At 59.4% G+C, this 25319-nt stretch carries 26 protein-coding genes; 12 read left to right on the top strand and 14 right to left on the bottom strand.

What is annotated here, in order from left to right:
* Positions 1–18: 18 nt before the first annotated feature.
* Complete coding sequence (gene mutM / locus CFB10_RS08165) at positions 19–915, bottom strand: bifunctional DNA-formamidopyrimidine glycosylase/DNA-(apurinic or apyrimidinic site) lyase (protein ID WP_020011076.1); 897 nt, start codon at positions 913–915, stop codon at positions 19–21.
* 143 nt (positions 916–1058) lie between these two features.
* Here mutM and ubiE point away from each other — a divergent pair, with 143 nt between their 5' ends.
* From ubiE to CFB10_RS08150, 3 genes are all read left to right on the top strand, one after another.
* Positions 1059–1835: a bifunctional demethylmenaquinone methyltransferase/2-methoxy-6-polyprenyl-1,4-benzoquinol methylase UbiE gene (gene ubiE / locus CFB10_RS08160; RefSeq protein WP_020011077.1), complete on the top strand. Its 777-nt coding sequence runs from the start codon at positions 1059–1061 to the stop codon at positions 1833–1835.
* A 36-nt stretch (positions 1836–1871) separates the two neighbouring features.
* Positions 1872–3446, top strand: coding sequence for a 2-polyprenylphenol 6-hydroxylase (gene ubiB / locus CFB10_RS08155; protein WP_020811191.1), 1575 nt, complete (start codon positions 1872–1874; stop codon positions 3444–3446).
* A gap of 163 nt (positions 3447–3609) precedes the next feature.
* Entirely contained in the window at positions 3610–4524 is a 915-nt protein-coding gene (locus CFB10_RS08150) for a sterol desaturase family protein (protein ID WP_020011079.1), read from the top strand.
* 7 nt (positions 4525–4531) lie between these two features.
* Here the strand turns inward: CFB10_RS08150 and CFB10_RS08145 are convergent, their stop codons facing one another.
* From CFB10_RS08145 to CFB10_RS08135, 3 genes are all read right to left on the bottom strand, one after another.
* A complete protein-coding gene (locus CFB10_RS08145; RefSeq protein WP_003503813.1) occupies positions 4532–4906 on the bottom strand; it encodes an MmcQ/YjbR family DNA-binding protein in 375 nt (124 codons plus the stop codon).
* Complete coding sequence (gene coaBC / locus CFB10_RS08140; RefSeq protein ID WP_020011080.1) at positions 4903–6108, bottom strand: bifunctional phosphopantothenoylcysteine decarboxylase/phosphopantothenate--cysteine ligase CoaBC; 1206 nt, start codon at positions 6106–6108, stop codon at positions 4903–4905. The genes CFB10_RS08145 and coaBC overlap by 4 nt, the downstream gene beginning before the upstream one ends.
* 69 nt (positions 6109–6177) lie before the next feature.
* A complete protein-coding gene (locus tag CFB10_RS08135) occupies positions 6178–7761 on the bottom strand; it encodes a peptide chain release factor 3 (RefSeq protein ID WP_003503817.1) in 1584 nt (527 codons plus the stop codon).
* A gap of 90 nt (positions 7762–7851) precedes the next feature.
* Between CFB10_RS08135 and dut the strand changes: the two genes are divergently transcribed.
* From dut to cysK, 3 genes are all read left to right on the top strand, one after another.
* Entirely contained in the window at positions 7852–8322 is a 471-nt protein-coding gene (gene dut / locus CFB10_RS08130) for a dUTP diphosphatase (protein WP_020011081.1), read from the top strand.
* Positions 8323–8465: 143 nt separating this feature from the next.
* The gene (locus tag CFB10_RS08125) at positions 8466–9089 is read left to right on the top strand and encodes a LysE family translocator (protein ID WP_026363805.1); all 624 of its coding nucleotides are present in this window, start codon (positions 8466–8468) and stop codon (positions 9087–9089) included.
* 141 nt (positions 9090–9230) lie between these two features.
* The gene (gene cysK / locus CFB10_RS08120; protein ID WP_020011083.1) at positions 9231–10199 is read left to right on the top strand and encodes a cysteine synthase A; all 969 of its coding nucleotides are present in this window, start codon (positions 9231–9233) and stop codon (positions 10197–10199) included.
* A gap of 113 nt (positions 10200–10312) precedes the next feature.
* Here the strand turns inward: cysK and CFB10_RS08115 are convergent, their stop codons facing one another.
* The 10 genes from CFB10_RS08115 to rsmI all read right to left on the bottom strand — a co-directional run bounded on the left by CFB10_RS08115 (position 10313) and on the right by rsmI (position 20146).
* Positions 10313–11845 carry a YifB family Mg chelatase-like AAA ATPase gene (locus CFB10_RS08115; RefSeq protein ID WP_020011084.1) on the bottom strand — a complete coding sequence of 511 codons (1533 nt, stop codon included), beginning with the start codon at positions 11843–11845 and terminating at the stop codon, positions 10313–10315.
* A gap of 184 nt (positions 11846–12029) precedes the next feature.
* The gene (gene gshB, locus CFB10_RS08110; protein ID WP_026363806.1) at positions 12030–12989 is read right to left on the bottom strand and encodes a glutathione synthase; all 960 of its coding nucleotides are present in this window, start codon (positions 12987–12989) and stop codon (positions 12030–12032) included.
* 241 nt (positions 12990–13230) lie between these two features.
* Positions 13231–13743, bottom strand: a complete 513-nt coding sequence (locus CFB10_RS08105) for a cupin domain-containing protein (protein WP_020011087.1) — start codon at positions 13741–13743, stop codon at positions 13231–13233.
* A 109-nt stretch (positions 13744–13852) separates the two neighbouring features.
* Complete coding sequence (locus CFB10_RS08100; RefSeq protein ID WP_020011088.1) at positions 13853–14953, bottom strand: sn-glycerol-3-phosphate import ATP-binding protein UgpC; 1101 nt, start codon at positions 14951–14953, stop codon at positions 13853–13855.
* A 10-nt stretch (positions 14954–14963) separates the two neighbouring features.
* The gene (ugpE, locus tag CFB10_RS08095) at positions 14964–15806 is read right to left on the bottom strand and encodes a sn-glycerol-3-phosphate ABC transporter permease UgpE (protein WP_020011089.1); all 843 of its coding nucleotides are present in this window, start codon (positions 15804–15806) and stop codon (positions 14964–14966) included.
* Between the two features lie 10 nt (positions 15807–15816).
* Entirely contained in the window at positions 15817–16785 is a 969-nt protein-coding gene (locus CFB10_RS08090) for an ABC transporter permease subunit (RefSeq protein WP_020011090.1), read from the bottom strand.
* Positions 16786–16868: 83 nt separating this feature from the next.
* Positions 16869–18167, bottom strand: a complete 1299-nt coding sequence (locus tag CFB10_RS08085; protein ID WP_020011091.1) for an extracellular solute-binding protein — start codon at positions 18165–18167, stop codon at positions 16869–16871.
* 108 nt (positions 18168–18275) lie between these two features.
* Positions 18276–18836 (bottom strand): sugar O-acetyltransferase, encoded by a 561-nt coding sequence (locus tag CFB10_RS08080; protein ID WP_020011092.1) that lies wholly within the window; start codon positions 18834–18836, stop codon positions 18276–18278.
* Positions 18837–18849: 13 nt separating this feature from the next.
* On the bottom strand, positions 18850–19218 hold the full coding sequence (locus CFB10_RS08075; protein WP_020011093.1) for a YraN family protein: 369 nt from the start codon (positions 19216–19218) through the stop codon (positions 18850–18852).
* On the bottom strand, positions 19208–20146 hold the full coding sequence (gene rsmI, locus CFB10_RS08070) for a 16S rRNA (cytidine(1402)-2'-O)-methyltransferase (RefSeq protein WP_020011094.1): 939 nt from the start codon (positions 20144–20146) through the stop codon (positions 19208–19210). Before rsmI ends, CFB10_RS08075 begins: the two co-directional genes overlap by 11 nt.
* Before the next feature lie 267 nt (positions 20147–20413).
* Here rsmI and dnaN point away from each other — a divergent pair, with 267 nt between their 5' ends.
* The 6 genes from dnaN to CFB10_RS08040 all read left to right on the top strand — a co-directional run bounded on the left by dnaN (position 20414) and on the right by CFB10_RS08040 (position 25133).
* Positions 20414–21532: a DNA polymerase III subunit beta gene (dnaN, locus tag CFB10_RS08065; protein ID WP_026363807.1), complete on the top strand. Its 1119-nt coding sequence runs from the start codon at positions 20414–20416 to the stop codon at positions 21530–21532.
* A gap of 193 nt (positions 21533–21725) precedes the next feature.
* Positions 21726–22319, top strand: a complete 594-nt coding sequence (pmtA, locus tag CFB10_RS08060; RefSeq protein ID WP_003503844.1) for a phospholipid N-methyltransferase PmtA — start codon at positions 21726–21728, stop codon at positions 22317–22319.
* Between the two features lie 96 nt (positions 22320–22415).
* Positions 22416–23012, top strand: coding sequence for a histidine phosphatase family protein (locus CFB10_RS08055; protein ID WP_020011096.1), 597 nt, complete (start codon positions 22416–22418; stop codon positions 23010–23012).
* A gap of 4 nt (positions 23013–23016) precedes the next feature.
* Entirely contained in the window at positions 23017–23724 is a 708-nt protein-coding gene (pyrF, locus tag CFB10_RS08050; RefSeq protein WP_020011097.1) for an orotidine-5'-phosphate decarboxylase, read from the top strand.
* Positions 23725–23744: 20 nt separating this feature from the next.
* Positions 23745–24032 carry a DUF1330 domain-containing protein gene (locus CFB10_RS08045; RefSeq protein ID WP_020011098.1) on the top strand — a complete coding sequence of 96 codons (288 nt, stop codon included), beginning with the start codon at positions 23745–23747 and terminating at the stop codon, positions 24030–24032.
* A 120-nt stretch (positions 24033–24152) separates the two neighbouring features.
* Positions 24153–25133: a complex I NDUFA9 subunit family protein gene (locus CFB10_RS08040; RefSeq protein ID WP_020011099.1), complete on the top strand. Its 981-nt coding sequence runs from the start codon at positions 24153–24155 to the stop codon at positions 25131–25133.
* The last annotated feature ends 186 nt before the right edge of the window (positions 25134–25319 follow it).

Below are 25319 nucleotides of genomic sequence, written 5' to 3'. Positions count from 1 at the left end.
TCCGTTACTCCGGCAGCATTACTTCTGGCAGGCGGCGCAATAAAAGGTCGAACGACCGGCCTGCACCACCCTTTCAACCGTACCCCCGCAGCCGGGTGTCCGGCAAGGCTGGCCTTCCTGATCGTAGACCGAAAAGGAATGCTGGAAATAACCGAGCGTTCCGTCCGTCTGTATATGGTCTCGTAATGAGGAGCCGCCGGCGGCGATGGCGTCGGCGATGACATCGCGGATTTTCTCCGTCAGATCAATGAGCTGTGCTTTGGGCTTGCCACCTTTCGTCACCAGCGTTCCCGCGGCCCGCAGGGGCGAAAGATGCGCGCGCCACAGCGCCTCGCAGACATAGATATTGCCGAGGCCGGCAATGACCTTCTGGTCCAGCAGCGTGCTTTTCAGGGGCTGGCTTTTGCCTTCAAACCGGCTGGCCAGATAATCCGCGCTCAGCGCATTGCCAGTCGGCTCCGGGCCAAGCTCGGCAAAGGCCGGGTAAAGATCGAGCTTGTTGCGCTCCACCAGATGCATGAAACCAAAGCGACGCGGATCATTATAGATGACGCAGACGCGCTCTTCGCCTTTATCCAGATGAAAGACGACATGGTCATGCTTGCCGTCCTTCGAGCGGGCGTGATGAAACGCACCCGGCGTCTTGCCAGCCTCATCCGTTTCCGCCTCGATACGAAACGAACCGGACATGCCGAGATGGGACACGATCGTCAGCCCGTCTTCCAGCTCGATGAGAAGATATTTCGCCCTTCGTCCGAGCGATATGATCGTCTTGCCCTCGATCAGCCCCGCGAAATCCTCCGGGAAAGGAAAGCGCAGATCCGGGCGGCCGAGATGGAGGCGGCGGACCATTGCCCCTTCCATGGCGGGCGCAAGGCCACGTCTGACGGTTTCGACTTCTGGCAATTCTGGCATCTGGCTTATCCGGCAGTTTATCGTTAGGACCATGTGGTCTATACAGTGCACGCGAAATGTCGCGCCCAGGCGATGCGGCAACAGATAGCGTTGCCATGGCGTTTCCGCTATGGTCCGCCACGCAATAAATATGGAGACAGACGATGACCGACGCCCGTACCACTGCCCAAGGCGGCATGGAAACGTCCTATGGCTTCCACAAGGTGGACGAAGGCAAAAAGCAGGGGCTGGTCAACGAGGTCTTCCATAAGGTGGCCAAGCGCTACGATATCATGAATGACGTGATGTCGGCCGGTCTGCACCGGCTGTGGAAGGACGCGATGGTCTCTTCGCTTTCGCCGCGCAAGGACCCGTCCTACAAGATTCTGGACGTTGCGGGCGGCACCGGCGATATTGCCTTCCGTATCATCGAGGCCTCCAACCGTCTGGCGCATGCCACCGTTCTCGATATCAACGGCTCGATGCTGGCCGTCGGCGAGGAGCGCGCGGCAAAAAAGAAGCTTTCCGACAATCTGACCTTTGTGGAGGCCAATGCCGAGGAGCTGCCCTTCGAGGCGAATACATTCGACGCCTATACGATCGCGTTCGGCATTCGCAATGTGCCGCGCATCGATGTCGCACTGAAAGAGGCACATCGCGTGTTGAAGCGCGGCGGGCGGCTGCTGGTGCTGGAATTTTCCGAAGTCGATATGCCGCTGCTCGACCGTGTTTATGACGCCTGGTCGTTCAACGCCATTCCGCAATTCGGCAAGATGATCACCGGTGATGCCGAGCCCTATCAATATCTGGTCGAATCGATCCGCAAATTCCCCAATCAGGAAGATTTCGCGACGATGATCCGCACCGCCGGCTTCTCCCGCGTGACCTACACCAATTATACCGGCGGCATCGCCGCCCTGCATTCCGGCTGGAAGCTTTAAGACCATGGCCGGTAAAAGCAGGAGACAAGCATAAGCATGAGTACTTTGGGCGCATATTTCCGCCTCGCAAGGGTTGGCTGGGTTCTCGTGCGCGAAGGCGTCGTGCTGGCCCTGCCCTCCGACGACCTGCCTGCTCCCGCCCAATTATTAAAAGCGCTGCTGAAGCCATTCGCCCGCAGCAAGGCAAAACGGGCGCAGCGCAGCGACCGGCTGGCGGTGGCTGTGGAGCGGCTCGGGCCCTCCTATGTGAAGATGGGTCAGTTTCTTGCGACCCGGCCGGATGTGGTGGGCGCCGACTTCGCCGACGATCTCGCGAGCCTTCAGGACCGCATGGCCTTTTTCCCGGCGGCTGCGGCGAAGGCCAATATCGAGGGCTCGCTCGGACGGTCGGTATCTGAACTCTACAGGGAATTCGGCGATCCGATCGCCGCGGCTTCCATTGCCCAGGTCCATCCGGCAATGGTGGACACACCAAAAGGCCCGCGCAAGATGGCCGTCAAGGTCATCCGCCCCGGCGTGCGCCAGCGTTTCCAGAACGATCTGGAGGCGATGTATCTGATCGCCGACCTGCAGCAGCGTTTCGTCCGCTCCGCCCGCCGCCTGCGCCCCGTCGAGGTGACGCGCACGCTGGAGCAGACGACGAAGATCGAGATGGATCTGCGGCTCGAGGCCGCCGCCCTTTCCGAACTTGCCGAGAACACCAAGGACGATCCCGGCTTCCGCGTTCCCGAAGTCGACTGGGAACGCACCGGTCGCGATGTCGTCACCATGGAATGGATCGACGGCGTCAAGATGTCGGATATCGAAGGGTTGAAGGCGGCCGGACACGACCTGAACAAGCTCGCCGATACGCTGATCCAGTCCTTCCTGCGGCACACGCTGCGCGACGGCTTCTTCCACGCCGATATGCATCCCGGCAATCTCTTTGTGGATGCGGAGGGCGAGATCGTTGCCGTCGATATGGGCATTGCCGGACGCCTTGGCAAAAAGGAACGCCGCTTCCTTGCCGAAATCCTCTACGGCTTCATTACCCGCGACTATATGCGGGTGGCTGAGGTGCATTTCGAGGCCGGTTATGTGCCAGGCCACCACGACAAAGCCAGTTTCGCGCAGGCGATCCGCGCCATTGGCGAACCGATCCACGGCCAGCCGGCCGAGACGATCTCCATGGGCAAGTTGCTGACGTTGCTGTTCGAAGTAACCGAACTTTTCGACATGGAGACGCGGCCGGAACTGGTGATGCTGCAAAAGACCATGGTGGTGGTGGAAGGCGTGTCGCGCATGCTCAATCCGCGCTTCAACATGTGGAAGGCGGCCGACCCGGTCGTTGGCGGCTGGATAAGGGACAATCTCGGCCCGAAACGCGTCGTCACCGATCTGAAGGATGGCGTGAAAGCCGCCCTGAAGCTCGCCGAGGCGGCACCGGAGATTGCCGCCAAGACGGAAAAGCTGCATTCCGAGTTGATGTATATGAGCGAGAACGGCCTGCGTTTTGATGCGCAGACGGCGGAAGCCATCGGCAAAGCGGAAGCGCGCCATACCAAATGGGGGCGGATAGCGCTCTGGGTGATTGCGCTGACGCTTCTCTATATTGCGATCAGGGTAAGCTGAGCATTTCGGCACCGCGATGTGCCATGTTTGTGTAATGCATTGGAGCGATAAGGACCTGATCTTTGATCTAGACAGGTGATCGATGCGGGTAACGGCTGCTCTGACGCCTGCGCAAAAGTGCGCCGATGGTAGAGACGGATACGCCGGACGGGATTTGATTTTGATGGCAAAAGCGCAAGTATTAAAAGAAACCCTTTCCTATACCTCCTGGCCACTGGTTTTCGTCGGTGGCCTTGTGGGTTCCTACTTCGCTTTTGCGAGCAACCATCCGATCGCAGCCTTCCTGACGGTTTATGCAGGCGCTGTTCTCAGCCTGTTTCTCCTCGAGCGTTATATTCCCTATGAGGTCGAATGGCTTGAGGGAGACGGCGAGACCATAAACAGCATCGGTCACACGCTTCTGACGAAGGGGCTCGTGCAACTCGCTGCAGCCGCCGCGGCAATCTTCCCGATGGTCGCCGCGAATGTTCTACAGCCGCTGGCGGCGATGCGGTTCGACCTCTGGCCGTCCCATCTGCCAATGATCGTCCAGGTCGCGCTTGCGGTGGCGATTGCCGAGTTCGGTCTCTACTGGGCCCACCGCATCGCGCATGAAACAGTATTCTTCTGGCGGTTCCATGCCCTGCATCACAGCGTCGTGCGGCTCTGGGTCGTCAATACCGGTCGGTTTCATGTGGCCGACTCCCTTTTCAAGATCGCGCTCAGCCAGATTCCGCTCTATTTCATGGGTGCGCCGCTTCAGGTTTTCTGGTGGCTCGGCGCCGTGACTGCCTTCATCGGTATTTTGACCCATTGCAATGTCGACATGAAAACGGGGCTGCTCGATTACATCTTCAGCACGCCGCGCCTGCACCGCTGGCACCATTCAAAGCAGCTTCCGGAAGGCAACACCAATTACGGCGAAAACCTCGTCATCTTCGATCTCATCTTCGGGTCCTACCACAACCCGGACCGGCCCTCTTCCACGGATATCGGCATCAAGGGTGAGATCGCAAAGGGGTTCGTGCCGCAGCTCCTGCAACCCTTCACCAAAGAAGGCGTCCGCCAGATCATCGGCAAGGACAAGAAGGTCAACTGACGGAAAATTACAGACGGGGTGCGGTATCGATCACGATGCCGAGTTCGCCCCGCAGCTTTTTTGTCAGGCCGGCGGCGACAAGCTCATAGGAACGGCGCACATAGTGCTCCAGTTCTTCCTGTTCGAGCGGTGAATGATCGGCAATCGAGACCCATTTGCGTTTGGCGAAATAGGGCGCCTGAGCAATGCCTTCGAGTGAGGTCAATATTTCGAAGCTCTCTTCCGAGCATTTCACCACCAGCCGCCAGTCCTCCCGCTCGCCGAGCACGGCAAAGACCTTGTCGCCTACCTTTGCCACATGCGAGTCCCATTGATCGACAAAGCGTACGCCCGGCCATTCACCCAGCACCCTGTCGAATGTCTTGCGATCGAACAGGCTCATGCGAGTTTCTCCGCGATCAGTGCCGCCAGACGTTTTGCGACTTCGGTCTTGTCCAGATCAGGCCAGGCCTCGACACCGTCCGCTGAAATGATTTTCACGCTGTTGCGGTCCCCGCCCATGATGCCGGTTTGCGCCGAGACATCATTGGCGACGATGTAATCCGCCCCCTTGCGTTCCAGCTTCGCCCGGCCGTTCTTTTCGATATCCTGTGTTTCAGCGGCAAAACCCACCACCAGCGTCGGGCGCTTTTCATGATGGCCGACGGTTTTGAGAATATCGGGATTTTCCGTCAGCTGCAGCGCCGGCGGCGCATCGCCCGGTTGCTTCTTGATCTTCTGTTCCGATGAACCCGTCACCCGCCAGTCGGCGACGGCGGCGACCATGACGGCTATATCCGCCGGCAGCCTCGAGATCACCGCATCGCGCATCTCCTCGGCGCGCTCGACATGAACTGTTTCAACACCTGCCGGATCGGCAATCGTGACGGGACCGGAAACCAGCGTGACCTTTGCACCCAGTTCCGCCAGAGCCGCCGCAATGGCATGGCCCTGCTTGCCGGAGGAACGGTTGGCGATATAGCGCACGGGATCAATCGGCTCGTGCGTGGGACCGGAGGTGACGATGGCCGTTTTACCCTGCAGAGGCTTTCGCCCCTCATTCAGCAGTGCGGCGACGGCTTCAACGATCTGCAATGGCTCGGCCATGCGGCCAAAACCAGCCTCGCCCTTCTCCGCCATCTCGCCAGCCATCGGGCCGATGAAAAACACACCGTCTTTTTTCAGCGTTTCGACATTGCGGAGCGTGGGCTTTGCCGACCACATTTTCGGGTTCATGGCGGGTGCGACCAACACCGTGCGATCCGTCGCGAGAAGAATCGTGGAGGCGAGATCGTCGGCCAGACCATGCGCCATCTTCGCCATGAGATCGGCTGTGGCGGGCGCGACCAGCACGAGATCGCAGTCGCGCGCCAGCCTGATATGGCCGACATCCTGTTCATCCTGCCGTGAAAAAAGCTCGGTGAAGACATGCGTGGCGGACAGCGCGCCGACGGCAAGCGGGGTGACAAATTCCTGCGCGCCCTTCGTCATCACTGGCGTCACCTTAGCGCCACGCTCCTTCAGACGACGAATAAGATCGAGGCTCTTATAGGCCGCGATGCCGCCGGAGATGATGAGGAGGATATGTCTGCCTGAAAGCGTCATGATGCCGGACCAGTTTCCCGTTTCAGGGGAAACTAAGCCCTTGGCATTCAAAGTGCAATCCGGCTGATATCACGCCGCCTTGGCGACGTGATATTCCTTGATGGCAACCATCTTGATCGCCGGGAAACGCTCGGATTCGTAGCGCAGAGAGAAGGCGTCCTGCGCCAGAAACACCGGGTCGCCGTCCAGATCGCGGGCGATATCGCCGCGCTTGACGTTGAGGAACTTGTCCATTTCCGCCGGCTGATCGGAGGAAATCCAGCGGCAGACCGAAAAGCGCGACATTTCGAAGGAGACCGGCAGGCCGTATTCGCCCATCAGACGCTCCTTCAACACATCGAGCTGCAGTGCGCCGACAACACCGACAATGGCCGGTGAGCCGTCTTCCGGCGAAAAGAGCTGCACAACGCCCTCTTCGGCCATCTGCTGCAGGGCTTCCTTCAGCTTCTTCGCCTTCATGGCGTCTTCCAGACGCACGCGGCGCAGGATTTCCGGCGAGAAGTTCGGCACGCCCTGAAATACGAGGTTTTCCCCCTCGGTCAGCGTATCGCCGATGCGCAGCGTGCCGTGGTTCGGGATGCCTACCACGTCGCCCGCAAAGGCGGTATCTGCCAGCTGGCGCTGCGAAGCGAAGAAGAATTGCGGCGCGGTGAGCCCCATCTGCTTGCCGGTGCGAGCAAGCCGCGCCTTCATGCCGCGCTCCAGCTTGCCGGAGCAGATGCGGGCGAAAGCGATACGGTCGCGATGGTTCGGATCCATATTGGCCTGAATCTTGAAGACAAAGGCCGTCATTTTCTCTTCAGCCGCATGGACGGTGCGCGTATCCGCCACCTGATCGCGCGGCGGCGGGGCGAAATCGCCGAGCGCATTGATGAGGTCACGCACACCGAAGTTGCGCAGCGCCGAACCGAAGAACACCGGCGTCATGTGGCCTTCGAGGAAGGCCTGACGGTCGAAAGGACGGCAGGCTTCCAGCGCAAGCTCGGTTTCTTCGACAAAAAGCTGACGTTCATTTTCCGGCAGGCGATCGGCAACCGCCTGCGGACCGTTGACCGGCAGCCCGTCAACCTGGGTATCGTTGCCGCGGAAGGTATTTTCGGCGAGATTATAGGCGCCGCAGAAGGTTTTGGCGCGACCGACCGGCCAGGTGATCGGCGCGGTATCGAGCGCGAGCTTTTCCTCGACCTCATCCAGAATCTCGAAGGGATCGCGGCTTTCGCGGTCCATCTTGTTGATGAAGGTGATGATCGGAATATCGCGCATACGGCAGACTTCGAAGAGCTTCAGTGTGCGCGGCTCGATACCCTTGGCGGCGTCGATGACCATGATCGCCGCATCCACCGCCGTCAGCGTGCGGTAGGTATCATCGGCAAAGTCCTCGTGGCCGGGCGTATCGAGAATATTGAAGACCCGGTCGTTATATTCGAAGGTCATGACCGAGGTGACGACCGAAATGCCGCGCTCACGCTCGATCTTCATCCAGTCCGAACGGGTCTGGATGCGATCCTTCTTCGCCTTCACTTCACCGGCAAGCTGGATCGCTCCGCCGAACAGCAGAAGTTTTTCGGTAAGCGTGGTCTTACCCGCGTCCGGGTGCGCGATAATAGCAAAGGTGCGGCGGCGGGAGACCGCCTCGGCAAGTGTTTCGGCCATCTGACAAATCCTGTGGAATTGCGGGCTATCTAGCGTTTCAGGCCCGCATTTGCAATTGACCTTGCCGCGATCTCGGCAAACTAATGCCGCATGACCGTTCAAAATGACAATAGCCCCCTTCTCCGTCTCGTCCGTCTCGCCAATGGCGCAGACCTCGAATTGCCGTCCTACGAAACCCGTGGCGCCGCCGGCATGGACCTGCGCGCTGCCGTGCCCGCCGGTGAAACGCTGATCCTGCAACCGGGTGAACGCGCGCTGGTCCCGACCGGTTTCATCTTCGAGGTTCCGCAGGGCTACGAGGCGCAAATCCGCCCCCGCTCCGGCCTCGCCATCAAGAACGGCATCACCTGCCTCAACTCTCCCGGCACGGTGGACAGCGATTATCGCGGCGAAGTGAAGGTCATTCTCGCCAATCTGGGGCAAGACGTTTTTATCATCGAACGCGGCATGCGCATCGCGCAGATGGTGATCGCGCCGGTAACCCAGGTTGTCGTGAGCGAGGTGACGGAGACCTCCGAGACGGCGCGGGGCGCCGGCGGTTTCGGCTCCACCGGCGTTTAGCCACACCGCTTGGCCGCTACGCTGGGCAGCCCGCTTGATCAGACCGTGTGTTCTGCCGTTGCGGCAGGACAGAGGGAGTGGACTGATTGTCTTTGCCGGGCAATTTCGCTATGGATTTGGCGGATTTTCCGGGAAACACTATCATGACGCTGACGACCCTTTTCGCTTATGCTACCGCCCTCTTCATCGCCGCCGCCATTCCCGGCCCCGGCCCCGGCATGACGGCGATCGTGGCGCGAGCTCTGGGTTCAGGCTTTCGGGAAACCTTCTTCATGGGTCTCGGGCTGGTGCTGGGCGACATGATTTACCTGACCGGTGTGATCCTGGGGCTGGCCTTCGTCGCGCAGACCTTTCAGGAAGCCTTCATGGTGCTGAAATTCGCGGGCGCTGCCTATCTTCTCTATATCGCCTGGAAGCTTTGGACCGCCGGCCTGCTGCCACAGGAGCTGAAGGCGAAGAAAAGCACCAGCATGCGGATGTCGTTTCTCTCCGGCCTGCTGATCACACTCGGCAATCCCAAAACCATGCTGTTTTACGTGGCGCTGGTGCCGACGCTGATCGATATCCGCATGATCGGCCCTTCGGAATATGCGACACTTCTCGCCATCACCTTTGTCGTGCTGATGGCGGTTCTCCTGCCTTACATCCTGCTTACGGCCAAGGCGCGTAACCTCCTGAAAAGGCCGAGCGCCTTGACGATCCTCAACCGCACGGCGGCGGGTATTCTGGCGGGAACGGCGACCATGATCGCGATCCGCAGCACGTAAAACAAATTCGTGCATTTATGCGATTTATCGTGAAATTATTCCTGTAATTCGGGGATATTAGGACGAACGTTCGCTAGCTTGAGAAAGCTATTGCTCCTATTCTGCCGCTCAAATCTTGCGGTCTTTACACAGGAGAACACCATGCCCGAAGCCAGAAAGCCCGGACGCGGACGCGTCTATTCCTCTATTACGGAAACAATCGGCGATACGCCGATCGTGCGGCTCGACAAGCTGGCGAAGGAGAAGGGCGTGAAGGCCAACCTTCTCGCCAAGCTCGAGTTTTTCAATCCCATCGCTTCCGTGAAGGACCGCATCGGCGTCGCCATGATCGAAGCTCTGGAAGCGCAGGGCAAGATCACCCCCGGCAAGACCACACTGGTGGAGCCGACCTCCGGCAACACGGGTATTGCCCTCGCCTTTTCCGCCGCCGCGAAGGGCTACAAGCTGATCCTGACCATGCCTGAAACCATGTCGGTTGAGCGTCGGAAAATGCTGGCCCTGCTCGGCGCCGAACTGGTGCTGACCGAAGGCCCGAAGGGCATGAAGGGCGCCATCGCCAAGGCGCAGGAACTGGCCGAGACCCTGCCTGACGCGATCATTCCGCAGCAGTTCGAAAACCCTGCCAATCCGGATATTCACCGCAGGACGACGGCGGAAGAAATCTGGAACGACACCGAAGGCACGGTCGATATTCTCGTCTCGGGCATTGGCACCGGCGGCACCATCACCGGCACGGGCCAGGTGCTGAAATCGCGCAAGCCCGAAGTGAAGGTCATTGCCGTCGAGCCCGCCGACAGCCCGGTTCTTTCCGGCGGCAACCCCGGGCCGCACAAGATTCAGGGCATCGGCGCCGGTTTTGCGCCCGCCATCCTCGACACCGGTATTTATGACGAGATCGTCACCGTCACCAATGATGAGGCTTTCGAAATCGCACGTCTGGCGGCAAGGCTGGAAGGCGTGCCTGTCGGCATTTCCTCGGGTGCGGCGCTGGCGGCAGCCATCAAGGTCGGTGCACGTGAGGAAAATGCCGGCAAGAACATCGTCGTCATCATTCCTTCCTTTGCGGAACGCTACCTTTCGACGGCGCTTTTCGAAGGCCTTGGGCTTTAAGCCACGCTTTCGAGCGCGGTGCGATCCCGCATCCGATTAGCGAATATCCCGATGTGCCGCTGGCCCCGCTGGCGGCACAATGGTTTCTGAGGCAAAGCACCAAGGGCGACCTCCTACGCCGCCGCCGTCAGCCTTTCGCCTGCGATACGATAGGACACAGCTTCCGCCACATGGATGCGACCAACCGTCTGCTTGCCATCCAGATCGGCAAGCGTACGGGCAACCTTGAGAATGCGATGATAACCGCGCGCGGAAAACTTCAGCCGCTCGGCGGCGTCGCGCAGCAATTGCAGCCCGGACGCATCCGGCTCGGCATATTTTTCTATCAAGGTCGTCGTGCAGCGAGCATTCGTGCGAATGGCGGTAAATCCCGCCGCCGCGTAGCGCTCTTGCTGTGCAAGGCGCGCCCGTGCGACACGGGCGGCCACCATTGCACTCGGCTCAGCCGCCATGGGGCGAATGAGATCGGCGGCGGAGACAGCGGGAACGTCGATGCGGATATCGATACGGTCCAGCAGCGGTCCGGAAATGCGGGCCTGATAATCGGTCACACAGCGCGGGCCTCGGGCGCAGCTGAAACCCGGCTCTCCCGCCATGCCGCACCTGCAGGGGTTCATGGCCGCAACGAGCTGGATTTCCGCCGGATAGCTGACGCGATGATTGGCTCGCGCAATGATGCATTCGCCCGTCTCCAGCGGTTGGCGAAGCGCATCCAGCACCTGCGGCGAAAATTCCGGGAACTCATCCAGAAAAAGGACGCCGTGATGGGCAAGCGAAGCCTCGCCCGGTTTGGCGCGCAGCCCTCCGCCGATCAGCGCCGCCATGGTGGCGGAATGGTGCGGCGTGCGGAACGGCCTGCGGTCCGAAAGCTTGCCGCCGGACAATTGGCCGGCGATGGAATGGACCATTGATACTTCCAGCAATTCCGCCGCCTCCAGCGGCGGCAGGATGGAAGGCAGGCGGGCTGCGAGCATGGATTTACCCGAGCCGGGAGGACCGACCATGAGCAGATTGTGGCCGCCGGCAGCGGCCACCTCCAGCGCGCGCCGGGCGCTCTCCTGCCCCTTGATATCAGCTAAATCAGGCAGATTGACCGGATTGGCGCGGATGGCGGGCGTCGGGCGCGACAGAAGCTGAGTGCCGCGAAAATGATTGGCGAGTGCAATGAGACTGCGCGGGGCGAGAATATCGATACCGGCTCCGGCCCAGGCTGCTTCCGGCCCGCTTTCAGCCGGGCAGATAAGCCCCTTGCCGAGCGCATTGGCGCCGATAGCCGCCGGCAGGGCGCCAGAAACCATACCGATGGTGCCATCAAGATTGAGTTCGCCGAGAACCACATAACGTCCCAGCATGTCAGCCGGTATCGCCCCTAAAGCAGCCATGAGGCCAAGCGCAATGGGAAGATCAAAATGCGATCCTTCCTTGGGCAAATCCGCAGGCGCGAGATTGATGGTGACTTTTTTCGCCGGCAGCGCCAGACCCGAAGCATGCAGGGCGGCCTGCACCCTCTCGCGGCTTTCGGCCACCGCCTTGTCTGGCAGGCCGACAATCTGGATGCCGACCTTTCCGGGCGCGACCATGACCTGCACCTCGACGGGCACACCCTCTATGCCCTGAAATGCAACCGTATTAACCCTTGCCACCATGGCCTGCCCCCGCAAACCGGCCGCATCACCAGAGCATCATGCCCTGTTGCAGCCACCCGCAAGCAACGTGCCACAGGGCAAAGAATAAAACAAGAACATCCAGCGAACAATCTCCCGCTGACGATGTATTTTAGTTGTATCTAGTTGTACTGATGGAACAAAGCTGGACCAACAACAGGTCGCGTCAGAAATCCTGAGCTTCGCGCTTTTTCTCAATCGCGTCCCACAAAAGGCTTGCGACATCGGCACCGCCGAATTTGCGCACCTCACGAATGCCGGTCGGCGAGGTGACGTTGATTTCCGTCATATAGTCGCCAATCACGTCAATGCCGACGAAGAGGAAACCGCGCTCCCGCAAGGCCGGACCGATGCGGCGGCAGATTTCCTTCTCCCGCGCCGTCAGTTCCGTCGGTTCCGGTCGGCCGCCGGCATGCATGTTGGAGCGGGCATCGTTTTCCGCCGGTACGCGGTTGATTGCGCCCACCGGTTCACCATCCACCAAGAGGATGCGCTTGTCGCCCTTTCGGACGTCAGGCAGATATTGCTGGGCGATGTAAGGCTCGCGGAACATCTGCCCGAACATCTCCAGCAGCGAGGAGAAATTGCGGTCGTCGCGCGCGGAATGGAAGACGCCTGCGCCGCCATTGCCATAAAGCGGCTTCAGAATGATATCGCCCATTTCATTGCGGAAGCGGGCGATTTCCTCCGCGTCCTTGGTGATCAACGTCTTCGGCATCAGGTCGGCGAATTCGGTGACGAAAATCTTTTCCGGCGAGTTACGGACCCAGGCGGGATCGTTGACGACAAGCGTTTTCGGATGAATGCGTTCCAGCAGATGGGTCGAGGTGATGTAAGCCATGTCGAAGGGTGGATCCTGACGCAGATGGATGACATCCATGGTCGAGAGATCGACACGCTCCGGCTCCGACAGGGAGAAATGGTCGCCCTTGATATCGCGCAGTTCCATCTGCTCCACCGTGGCGTAAATCTTGCCATCGCGCATCGAAAGGCGCTCGGGCGTATAATGGAACAGCCGGTATCCGCGTGCCTGCGCCTCAAGGCTCATGGCGAAGGTGGAGTCACCGGCGATATTGATGCCGGAGACATGATCCATCTGGATCGCGACGTTCTTGATCTTCGCCATGCGCATGTTCCTCTTGCAGCATGCGGACGCCTTCCGGCCCGCCGTGCCCATTGCCTCGTCTTTTCAAGCTTCCCGCATGACCGGGAGAAACCCGGAAATACTTCAGAAAACCCTGAAGATGTAGGGCAGCGACCATTCAAAGGCAACTGCTGCAAGCGGTGGTTTGTGTGAGTTTTATTGAACCTTCACAATTCCGTCGGCGGCGCCGCACCGGCCCCGCCCACCGGAAGGTTTTATGGGTTCAGGCGGCCAGCTTATAGGAGCGGCCGGCAAACAGCTTGTTCTTGACGCGATAGGCGAGAGCCAGCGCCTTGGGGAACGGACGGCGCATGAAAGCGACCTTGCGGACATAGTCATCCACCCGCCAGGTGGCCCATGTTCCCGCAGGGAAATAGGCGACATCCCCGACCCGCAGGATGCTGATCGAACCGTCTTCTGCCGTTACATGCACTTCGCCTTCGAGAATATAGACGGTTTCATCCCAGCCGAAGAACCAGCGGAACTCACCCGCCGTGCAATCCCACATGGCGGTGCTGGAAGCACAGTCGCCGCTTCTGGAGTGATCCGCTGCACGCGCCTGAGGGTTACCGGAAATGATCCAGTCCGGATTGATGGGGGCCGGCTGAAGCCGCAGATCGGTGCAGGATGCGCTGACGACAGTCTCGTCTTTTGACCGGCGCAAATAGGCCGGCAATATCGGCACCGTGCGGACCGCCATGGTTGCTGCGGCAGCGAACATCATTTTGAAGGACATATTAGAAAACCCCCGTGAAATATTGGAGGTCTTCTATCATCGGGATCGTAACAAAGCGGTTTTGACAATCGGCGCAATTTTAGTCATCGCGCCGATTTCTGCGGTGCGCTCAGGCCGTCGCCATTTGCGCGGGCTGCGTCGCCAGCTGGTCGGCTTTGCCGGCAATGCGCTTGCCGGTTTCGCTGGAGAAGAAGTGCAGTTTTTCCGGCGCGATCGTGACGGAGAGCGCGGACGGAACCTCGACATCGGGCGGGAAAGCAATTGTCAGGCTCTGGTCGCCGATCATGCCGTGGATGAGACGCTGCGAACCCAGTTCCTCGATATAATCGACCCGAAGCGGGAAGCCCTGCTCACCTGCCGTAGCGAGGCGGAAATCCTCCGCCCGCATGCCCACCGTTATCGGGCCGGAGGCAGGCGCGAAACCGCTGAGCGCAAAGAGCGCCGGACCGATGGCGAGGCTATCGCCATGTAGTTCGGCATTCAGCAGGTTCATGGCGGGAGAGCCGATGAAACTGGCGACAAAGGTGGAGGCGGGCGTGTGGTAGACGTCAAGCGGCGCGCCGATCTGTTCGATACGACCGCCATTCAGCACAACAAGGCGATCGGCCAGCGTCATGGCCTCCAGCTGATCATGGGTGACGTAAATCGAGGTGGTGCCGAGGCGTTTTTGCAGACGCTTGATTTCGCCGCGCATCGAAACGCGCAGCTTGGCATCGAGGTTGGACAAAGGCTCATCGAACAGGAAGGCCGCCGGCTTGCGCACGATGGCGCGCCCCATGGCGACACGCTGCCGCTGGCCACCCGAAAGGGCGCGGGGCTTGCGATCCAGATAGGGTTCGAGCTGCAGCATACGCGCAGCTTCCGCCACGCGCGCATCGATCTCCGACTTCGGCGTCTTGCGGTTCTTCAACCCATATTCCAGATTCTCGCGCACCGACATATGCGGATAAAGTGCATAGTTCTGGAACACCATGGCAATATCGCGATCGGCCGGATCGGTCTGGTTGACCACCCGGTCGCCGATCTTCACCGTGCCTTCGGAAATATCCTCCAGGCCGGCAACCATGCGCAGAAGCGTGGACTTGCCGCAGCCGGAGGGACCGACGAGAACAATGAACTCGCCATCCTTGATATCGATATCGACGTGATGCACGGCGCGCACGCCGCCATGATAATCCTTGCAGACCTGACTGATTTCTATCGCGGCCATTTCGGTCTCCTTATTTATCGCTTTCGGTCAGGCCCTTGATGAACCAGCGCTGGAAAATGACGACGATCAGCACCGGCGGCAGCATGGCCAGCACGGCGAGCGCGAAAGCTTCGTTGTAATCGGGAATTTGCGAACCGACCCAGACCTGCAGGATCGACTTGATGCCACGCATCAGGGTGAAGAAACTTTCATCCGTCGTCATCAGCATGGGCCAGAGATACTGGTTCCAGCCATAAACGAACATGATGATGAAGATCGCCGCCATCATGGTGCGCGACAGCGGAATGAGAACGTCTATGAAGAACTTCACCGGCCCCGCACCATCGATACGGGCGGCCTCAAGCAGCTCCTCGGGAACGGATTTGAAGAACTGCCGGAAATAGAAGGTGCCCGTCGCCGAAGCGAGAAGCGGCACGATGAGGCCGGTATAAGAGTTCAGAAGACCAAGTTTGCTCATCACCTCGTAGGACGGCATGATGCGCACTTCGAGCGGCAGAAGCAGCGTGGTGAAAATGATCCAGAAGGCGAGCGTTGCAAAACGGAAGCGGAAATAGACGATCGCATAGGCCGCCGTCATCGACAGGACGATCTTGCCGACGGCAAAACCGATGCCGAGGATCAGCGAATTCAGCACCATGTTGAGACCCGTCACCTGTCCGGTGAAACCACCCTTCTGGGTCAATACCTTTTCGTAGGTCTCGATGAAATTGTCGCCGGGAACGATCGCCAGACCGGTGCGGTGGATTTCCGCCGCCGTGTGGGTGGACGTCATGAAGGCAACGATAACAGGCAAGATCAGAAACAGCGCGCCAATGATCAGCACCAGATGATCGAGGGGTTTTGTCTTGTACATTGGCTTTCCCTCAATTGTAGTGGATGCGCTTTTCGATGAAGCGGAACTGGATGATGGTGAGAACAAAGACGACCAGCATCAGGATGACGGACTGAGCCGACGAGCCGCCGATGTCATTTCCGCGGAAACCGTCCAGGAACACCTTGTAGACGAGCGTGATCGGGTTGTTGGCTGCCTTGTCCTTCACCATCACGTCGATGACGCCGAACGTGTCGAAGAGCGCATAGGTGATGTTGATGATCAGCAGGAAGAAGGCCGTGGGTGCCAGAAGCGGCATGATGACAGTCCAGAACCGGCGAAAACCGGAGCGGCAGTCGATGGAGGCGGCTTCCCGCACGGAGACCGGCACACCCTGGAGACCGGACAGGAAGAAGATGAAGTTGTAGGGGATCTGCTTCCAGACCGCGACGACGATCATGGCGAAGGCCGTATCGAAGTAATTGAGGCCGACCTTCATGTCCCAGCCGAGAAACGCAGCCATCTTCACGAAGGGCCCTATATGCTGGTCGAAAAACATCATGCCAATGAGGCCGGCGACGGGCGGCGCGATGGCATAGACGGAAATCAGCAGCGTCTTGTATGTCGAGCTGCCGCGAATGACCGCATCCGCCTTGACGGCGAGCAGCAGGCCGAGCGCCAGCGAAAAGAAAGTGACCAGCACGGTGAAGACAACCGTGAATTTGGCGATGCTGAGATATTCGGGGCTGAAGATCGCATCCGAATAATTGGCAAGTCCGACAAAGGAAGCGCCAAACCCGAACGGGTCTTCGATATAGAAAGACGAATGTATGGCCTGAACCGATGGCCAGTAGAAAAAGATGAAAATCACCGCAAGCTGCGGCGCCAGAAACAGATAGGGCACAAAGGACGAGGAGAACTGCACGCGCTTCATGCCGGCTTCTGCGGGCTTGGCGGGTTTTCCAGCCTTTGCGGACCGACCGGAGAAAAACCGGCGCGGTTGAGACGATGTATAGGCCACGCTTGCGCCTCCTTATCCAGAAGCGAGCCTCCCTTCCGTTGGAAAGGAGGCTCGACAACGGTCATTGGTTTCGAAAAGATCGATCAGCCAGCCGTCTTGGCGAAGCGGGCCAGAAGGTCGTTGCCTTCCTTCTCGATGATCTCGAAAGCAGCCTTCGGCGTGACTTCGCCGGAGAAGATGCGGTTATATTCGCGTTCCATGACGGCGCGGATCTGCGGGTAGAAGCCGAGGCGGTAACCCTTCGACCATTCGCCGCCCGGCAGCGACAGCTGCTGGATACCGACTTCCGCAACCGGCTTTTCCTTGTAGTAGCCTTCAGCCTTGGCCTTTTCGTAAGCGGCCTTGGTGATTGCGACGTAACCGGTCGCCTTGTGGTAGAAGACCTGGATTTCCGGCGAGGTCAGGAACTGGAAGAAGTCGGCCACGCACTTGTTTTCGGCTTCAGACTTGCCCGACATTGCGAAGAGGGCGGCGCCGCCGATGAAGGAGTTGGTGCCAGCGCCCTTGATAGAGCCCCAGTAGGGAAGGAAGGTTGCCGAGAACGGCATGGTCGCCGTCTTCTGCAGGCCGCCGAAGGAGCCCGAAGAACCGATCCAGAAGGCGACCTTGCCTTCTTCGAACGGCTTCTGGTTGTCGTTCCAGCCGGCGCCGTAATAAGCGAACAGGCCCTTGTCCTTCCAGTCCTTCAGCTTGTCGAACATCATGACGAGGTTCGGGTCGGTGACCTTGAGCTTGGTGTCGGTGACGCTGTCGTAACCGTTGTTATTGGTTGCGAACTGGATGTTGTTACGGGAGAAGAAGTTCTCCGTGAACTGCCAGGTCAGCTGCGACTGAACGAGAGGAATGTAGCCGGCTTCCTTCAGCTTCGGCGCAACCTTCTCGAACTCTTCCCAGGTCTTCGGGGCTTCGACGCCGGCCTTCTTCAGGGCTTCGTCGTTGACGTACATGATGGGAGCGGAGGAGTTGAACGGCATGCCGACAAACTTGCCGTCAGCGGCAGCGTAGAAATAACGCACGCCGTTGATGAAGGCGTCACGGTCGAACTTGTAACCGGCCTTGTTGATGAGGTCTTCGGCAGGAATGACAGCGCCCTTGGCGTTGATGATGGTGGCAGCGCCAGCGTCAAAAACCTGAAGGATGTTCGGCTGTTCGCCCGAACGGAAAGCAGCGATGCCGCTGGCCAGCGCTTCTTCATAGGAGCCCTTGGAAACCGGCGTCAGAGCGCATTCCTTCTGGGCTTCGTTGAACTTCTGCGAAACTTCGTTGATGACTTCGCCGTTACGGCCGCCCATGCCGTGCCACCAGGTGATGTTGGTAGCAGCCATGGAAGACGTCGCCGAAATGCTGACGGCCACTGCGGCCATGGAAATCTTCTTCAACATTACTAAATCCTCTCCACCATTTATTGGGGTGAGGATGCGAATAGAGGCGTTCCATGACGCCTCTTTGACAGTTCCATGTCAGATTTATTACAGCGGATGGCGAAAATCTCAGTCGGCTATGCGCTTTATGGGCCGCGCCGGATTTCCCACTATCGTCAGGCCCGGCGGCACATCGCGCGTCACCACCGACCCGGCGCCGACAATCGCACCGTCGCCAATGGTGATGCCCGCCAGAAGGATCGCTCCGCCGCCGATCCAGACATCTCGCCCGATCGTGACAGGCTTTGCGATTTCAATGCCTTGCGCCCGCGGCACCGGATCCAGATGGTGTTCCGCACAATAAATCTGCACCGCAGGCCCCAGCATCGCGCCGTCGCCTATCGCGACCTTCGCGGAATCGAGAATGGTGCAGCCGGCATTGAGATAGACATTCTTGCCCAGCGTGATGTTGAAACCGTAAGCGCAATGAAACGGCGCTTCAAGAAATGCGCCTTCCCCGACAGAATTAAAGAGAGCACGCAGCAGCGGTGCAATCGCCCCGCGCTCATCCGGCGGCATCGTATTGTGCTGGTGGACGGCCTTTCGCGCCCGCCAGCGCAATATATCCAGCTCGGCATCCATGCAGCTGTACCATTCGCCCGCGGCCATTTTTTCCCGCTCGGTGGACATTGTTTCCCTCCCCTCAAAAGGCGTCGATAAAATGCTGTGGCAGGCGGTGCGGCAGGATCGCGACAATATCGAAACGCAGCGAAAACCGCGCGCCGTCCTTGCGGCGGGCGAGCCAGAGATCGGCGGCCGCCCGGATGCGCTGCTGAGAATGGAAGCCGACAGCATCAACCGCACCGGTGCCTGAGGACCGCGCCTTGACCTCGATGATGGCAACGAGGTCCTTCTTGCGGGCGATGAGGTCGATTTCCCCCAGCCGGGTGCGATAACGAATGGCGAGGATGCGATATCCCTTCAGCAGCAGGTAAAGTGCCGCCCAATATTCCGCGGCATGGCCGCGTCGCTCGGCTTTGCGCCTTTTATTGCTTCGCCCGTCAGCGGCCATCCGTTTCCTTCATATCCAGCAGCCTTTGATAAAGCTCCTTGCGCGGCAGGCCCGTCAGCTTCGCCGCTTCCCCCGCGGCCTTGGCGGCCGACATGGTGGCGACGAGATCCTTCAGAAGCTTCTCGACATCCTCGATGTCGGGGATCTCATCATAGGAGGGCGGCTCCACCAGAAGCACGATCTCGCCCTTCACCACGCGGTCGCCATCGTAATAATCTGCAAGTTCGCCAAGCGTACCGCGCCGGAATTCCTCGAAAGTCTTCGTCAGTTCGCGGCAGACCACGGCGCGGCGGTCGCGGCCGAGCACCTCCGACGCGACCTTGACGGAAGCGCCGATACGGTGCGGCGATTCAAAGAAGATAAGAGTGGCCGGGATTTTCGCCAGCGCGGCAAAACGGTCGCGCTTGCCGCGATCCTTCACGGGCAGAAAGCCAGCAAACAGGAAGGCGTCGCTCGGCATGCCCGAACCGACGAGGGCGGCAAGCGGCGCGGATGCGCCCGGCACCGGCACGACCCTATGTCCGGCTTCAAGCGCCAGTTGACCAAGGCGGTAACCGGGATCGGAAACCAGCGGCGTTCCGGCATCCGATACCAGCGCCACGGACTTTCCGGCCTCGAGAGCTGCGATGAGCTTCGGTCCCGCTTCGTTGGCGTTGTGCTCGTGATAGGAGAGCGGGCGGGTGCGGATACCGTAACGTTCGAGCAGGATGCGGGTGACGCGCGTGTCCTCGCAGGCGAGAACATCGGCGGAGGCCAGCGTTTCCAGCGCGCGAATGGTGATATCACCAAGATTGCCGATGGGCGTGGCCACGAGATAGAGGGCGGGCTCCAGCGGTCGCGCGGCAATGGCGGCCGTCCCGATCCTGAAGCTCTTCATATCTCTGTTGTCGCTGTTCGATATTTCTTCCGTCACACGGCTTCCAATCATTCTGGCCGATAATTCCCGGCCGGTCGCTCCGGTTTCCCCTCTTTATGGGCAATAGAAAACCGGCGAACAAGCTCCATGGATGGTTCCAGCCTGTGGATCATGCTGTATAGCAGCAAAATGAGCGGCGGCAGACGCACTCGGCTCTTGCATTTTCTGCAATAACTCTGCCATTTTGCCCGTCCACATTGTCCGGCTTTGCGGCCGGTGAAGACTCTTCTTGCCGATCCGGCGGTGGCCGGTTCGCAACGGTTGAAAGCGGTAGCGTCCATGCGTATTACTCTTGAGCGGTCGAACCTTCTGAAATCGCTGAACCACGTCCACCGGGTTGTCGAGCGTCGCAACACGATTCCGATCCTGTCCAACGTCCTCCTGCGCGCATCCGGCGCCAATCTGGACATGAAGGCGACCGACCTCGATCTGGAAATCACCGAAGCGACCCCGGCCATGGTGGAGCAGGCGGGTGCCACAACCGTGCCGGCGCACCTGCTTTATGAAATCGTGCGCAAGCTGCCTGATGGTTCCGAAGTGCTTCTGGCGACCAACCCGGACGGCTCCTCGATGACCGTTGCCTCCGGCCGTTCGAAGTTCTCGCTGCAATGCCTTCCGGAGACGGATTTCCCCGACCTGACCGCCGGCACTTTCAGCCACACCTTCAAACTGAAGGCGACCGATCTGAAGATGCTGATCGACCGGACGCAATTTGCGATTTCGACGGAAGAAACGCGTTATTATCTGAACGGCATTTTCTTCCACACCATCGAAAGCAATGGCGAGCTGAAGCTGCGCGCCGTCGCCACCGACGGTCACCGCCTGGCGCGCGCCGATGTGGATGCGCCGTCCGGTTCCGAAGGCATGCCCGGCATCATCATTCCGCGCAAGACCGTTGGTGAACTGCAGAAGCTGATGGACAATCCTGAGCTGGAAGTCACCGTCGAAGTTTCGGATGCGAAAATCCGCCTGACCATCGGTTCTGTCGTCCTGACGTCGAAGCTGATCGACGGCACTTTCCCCGATTACCAGCGCGTGATCCCGACTGGCAACGACAAGGAAATGCGCGTCGATTGCCAGACCTTCGCACAGGCCGTGGACCGCGTCTCCACCATTTCTTCCGAGCGCGGCCGCGCCGTGAAGCTCGCGCTTACCAACGGCCAGCTGACGCTGACCGTCAACAACCCGGATTCGGGCAGTGCGACGGAAGAAGTGGCCGTCGGCTATGATAATGATTCGATGGAAATCGGATTCAACGCCAAATATCTCCTCGACATCACCTCGCAGCTTTCCGGCGACGATGCGATTTTCCTGCTGGCCGACGCTGGCTCGCCGACGCTCGTTCGCGACACCGCCGGCGATGATGCGCTTTATGTTCTGATGCCGATGCGCGTTTGAAACGGGAATTTTCTGCAAATTTCATCAAAAAGCCGGTGAAACCCTTCACCGGCTTTTTTTGATTCGACGACGGCGCATTTCAAACCGTAGGGCGAATTTTTCCAGTTACGACATTTTGCCTTGTTTTTGCGCCAAATGGGATCAACATTGCGTAACAGTTTTTTGACAATGACCAAAAGCATCTGAGGGAACTATGGCACTTAACCTGAAGCAACGGCTTGAACAGAAATTTGAAGAAGAAATCCGCTTTTTCAAGGGTATGGTCAGCCAGCCGAAAAAAGTCGGGGCCATTGTGCCGACATCGTCCATCACGGCGAAAAAAATGGCGAGTGTCATCAATCCCCATTCCGGCCTGCCGGTTCTAGAACTCGGCCCGGGCACCGGCGTCATCACCAAGGCCATTCTGGCGCGCGGCATCAAGCCGGAGAACCTGACCGCCATCGAATATTCGACCGATTTCTACAATCAGCTGCTCAGAAGCTATCCGGGCGTCAATTTCATCAATGGCGACGCCTTCGATCTCGATGCGACGCTTGGCGAACACAAGGGTCAGATGTTCGACAGCGTCGTCTCCGCCGTGCCGATGCTGAATTTTCCCATGGCCGCCCGTATCAAGCTTCTCGACGAATTGCTGAAGCGTGTACCCCATGGGCGTCCCGTCGTGCAGATATCCTACGGTCCGATCTCCCCGATCGTCGCGCAGCCGCACCTCTACCATATCCGCCATTTCGATTTTATCGTGCGCAATATTCCGCCGGCGCAATTGTGGACCTATACGCGGGCCTGATTGCCCGACAGGATAGGCAAGGCCGTCATTTCCCGGTCGCGACGAATGGTTAGGGTGTTGATTTGCCCTTTCCATCGCCTTTGAGGACCGATTTTCATGCATGCGCTCTACATCACCCACCCCCAGGTCAAGATCGATGCGGATGTCCCCGTTCCCGAATGGGGGCTTTCGGAGAGGGGGGCCGAGCGGGCACGGGAGGCGAGCCGCCTGCCCTGGGCGCGGTCATTACGCCGCATTGTTTCCAGCGCCGAAACCAAGGCGATTGAAACCGCCCGCATCCTCGCCGAAACCTCCGGAGCTGGGATAGAAATCGTCGAGGCGATGCATGAAAACGACCGGTCTGCCACCGGCTTCCTGCCACCGTCGGAATTCGAGAAGGCGGCGGACTGGTTCTTCGCCAACCCCGAGGAAAGTTTTCACGGCTGGGAGCGCGCCATCGATGCGCAGGCACGGATCGTTGAGGCCGTCAAAGCCGTTCTCGATCGACACGACCCGCAGCAGCCGATCGCCTTTGTTGGTCATGGCGGCGTGGGTACGCTCCTGAAATGCCATATTGAAGGCCGCGGCATCAGCCGCAGCAAGGACCAGCCGCCCGGCGGCGGCAATCTGTTCCACTTTTCCATCGCCGAATTTTCACTTGCAGCCGCGTCGCCCACATGCGACTGGACGGCAATGGAAACATGGCAGGGATAAGACAATGACCGCGCGCGAAAAACTCATCGTCGGGCTGGATGTTCCGACTGTGCAGCAGGCCGAAGAGATCGTCTCGAAAATCGGTGATGAGGTTCTGTTCTACAAGATCGGTTATCAGCTGGTATTCGCCGGCGGTCTCGAATTCGCGCGTGACCTTGTCCAGAGCGGCAAGAAGGTCTTTCTCGACATGAAGTTGCTCGACATCGACAACACGGTCGCTTCCGGTGTCGAAAACATCGCCCGCATGGGCATGTCGATGCTGACCCTGCACGCCTACCCCAAAGCGATGCGCGCCGCAGTGAAGGCTGTGGAAGGCTCCGGCCTCTGCCTGCTGGGCGTCACCGTGCTGACCTCGATGGATGACGTTGATCTGGCCGAAGCCGGTTACGCCTCGGATGCCCGTTCGCTGGTACTGCGCCGGGCGGAACAGGCGCGCGAGGCGGGTATGGGCGGCATCGTCTGTTCGGCAGAGGAATCGACAGCCGTGCGCGAAATTCTCGGTCCGGATCTTGCCGTCGTTACCCCCGGCATTCGCCCGGCCGGCGCAGATCTTGGTGATCAGAAGCGGGTGATGACACCCTATGACGCCATCAAGGCCGGCTCGAGCCATCTGGTCGTCGCCCGCCCGATCGTTCGGGCGGAAGATCCGAAGGCGGCGGCCCGCGCCATTCTTGATGACATGCTGCGCGCCAGCTTTCCGGCCAATCAGTAACGACGACAGGAGGAGATGAAATGGCAAAGGGATATTGGATCGCTCAGGTCGATGTGCGCGACAGCGAGCGTTACAAGGACTACGTCTCCACAGCCAAGCCCGCCTTCGAGCGGTTCGGCGCCAATTTTCTGGCTCGCGGCGGTTCGGTGACAGAACTGGAAGGCAAGGCGCGTGCGCGCAACGTTATCATCGAGTTCCCGTCCGTCCAGCATGCGATTGACTGCTACAACTCTCTAGAATACCAGGCGGCGGCAAAAATCCGCCAGGAAGTAGCAGATGCGGAATTGATGATCGTCGAAGGAATTTGACGGCCGTCAACCGCATTTCCAAAACCGGCCCCTGCCCTGCGACAACATCTCTTCACGCGCGCGCGGCTTTGGGCTAAGAGACTGAAAAACGCTTTATCGACAGCTTCTGAGGAGCCTCCCATGACCTTGGCCAACCTTCCACCCCTCGTTACCGTTTTTGGCGGTTCGGGTTTTGTCGGGCGGCATGTCGTGCGGATACTTGCGAAGCGCGGTTATCGCATCCGCGTCGCCGTACGCCGCCCCGATCTTGCCGGCTTCCTGCAGCCGCTCGGCAATGTCGGCCAGATTTCCTTCGCCCAGGCGAACCTGCGTTATCGCGACTCCATTGTCAAAGCCGTGGAAGATGCTGATCATGTGGTCAATTGTGTCGGCATCCTGACTGAAAGCGGTCGCAACACCTTTGACGCCGTCCAGGAATTCGGCGCGAAAGCCATTGCCGAAGCGGCCCGTGATGCTGGCGCCACGCTAACGCATATTTCCGCCATCGGCGCGGAAGCCAATTCGCAGACCGGTTATGGCCGCACCAAGGGCCGCGCCGAGGCCGCCATCCATTCCATCCTGCCCGGCGCCGTGATCCTGCGCCCCTCGATCATTTTTGGACCGGAAGACGATTTCTTCAACAAATTCGCCAAGATGGCCCGTAACCTGCCGTTCCTGCCGCTGATCGGCGGCGGACAAACCAAATTCCAGCCGGTTTATGTCGAAGATGTCGCCGAAGCCGTCGCCCGCAGCGTCGATGGCAAGCTGAAGCCCGGCGCCATTTACGAACTGGGCGGCCAGGACATCATGACGTTCCGCGACTGTCTTGAGGCGGTTCTAGCCGCAACGTACCGCCAGCGTCCTTTCGTCGACCTGCCTTTCGGTATCGCCTCAACGGTCGCCAAGCTCACTTCGCTGGTGCCGCTGATTAAGCCGCCGCTGACGGTCGATCAGGTGACCATGCTGAAAAAGGACAATGTCGTTTCCGCCGACGCGGAAAAGAACGGCCTGACGCTGGAGGGTATCGGCATCACCCCCGTTCGGGTCGCCTCCATCCTGCCGTCCTACATGGTGCAATATCGCACCCACGGCCAGTTCTCAAACGCAGGCAAAGCGGCCTGAAGCTCAGGCCTGCAGCGCCAGCAATTTCAACGAAAGCGGGAGCCATTCCCGCTTTTTGTTTTTGCGCAATTCAATTGCAACCAAACCGCTATTCGTGCATTTTTCCCTCAACTGCAGGGGAGGTGTAGAATGAACTAAAGCAGATTTCTAAAGCCGGGTAAAAGTTAACGGCCATCCGGCCGCCAC

The organism is Agrobacterium sp. 719_389 (assembly GCF_900188475.1).
Taxonomy (GTDB): domain Bacteria; phylum Pseudomonadota; class Alphaproteobacteria; order Rhizobiales; family Rhizobiaceae; genus Agrobacterium; species Agrobacterium radiobacter.
Note: the sequence above shows the minus strand (reverse complement) of the source record. Positions and strands in the feature narration are given on the sequence as shown.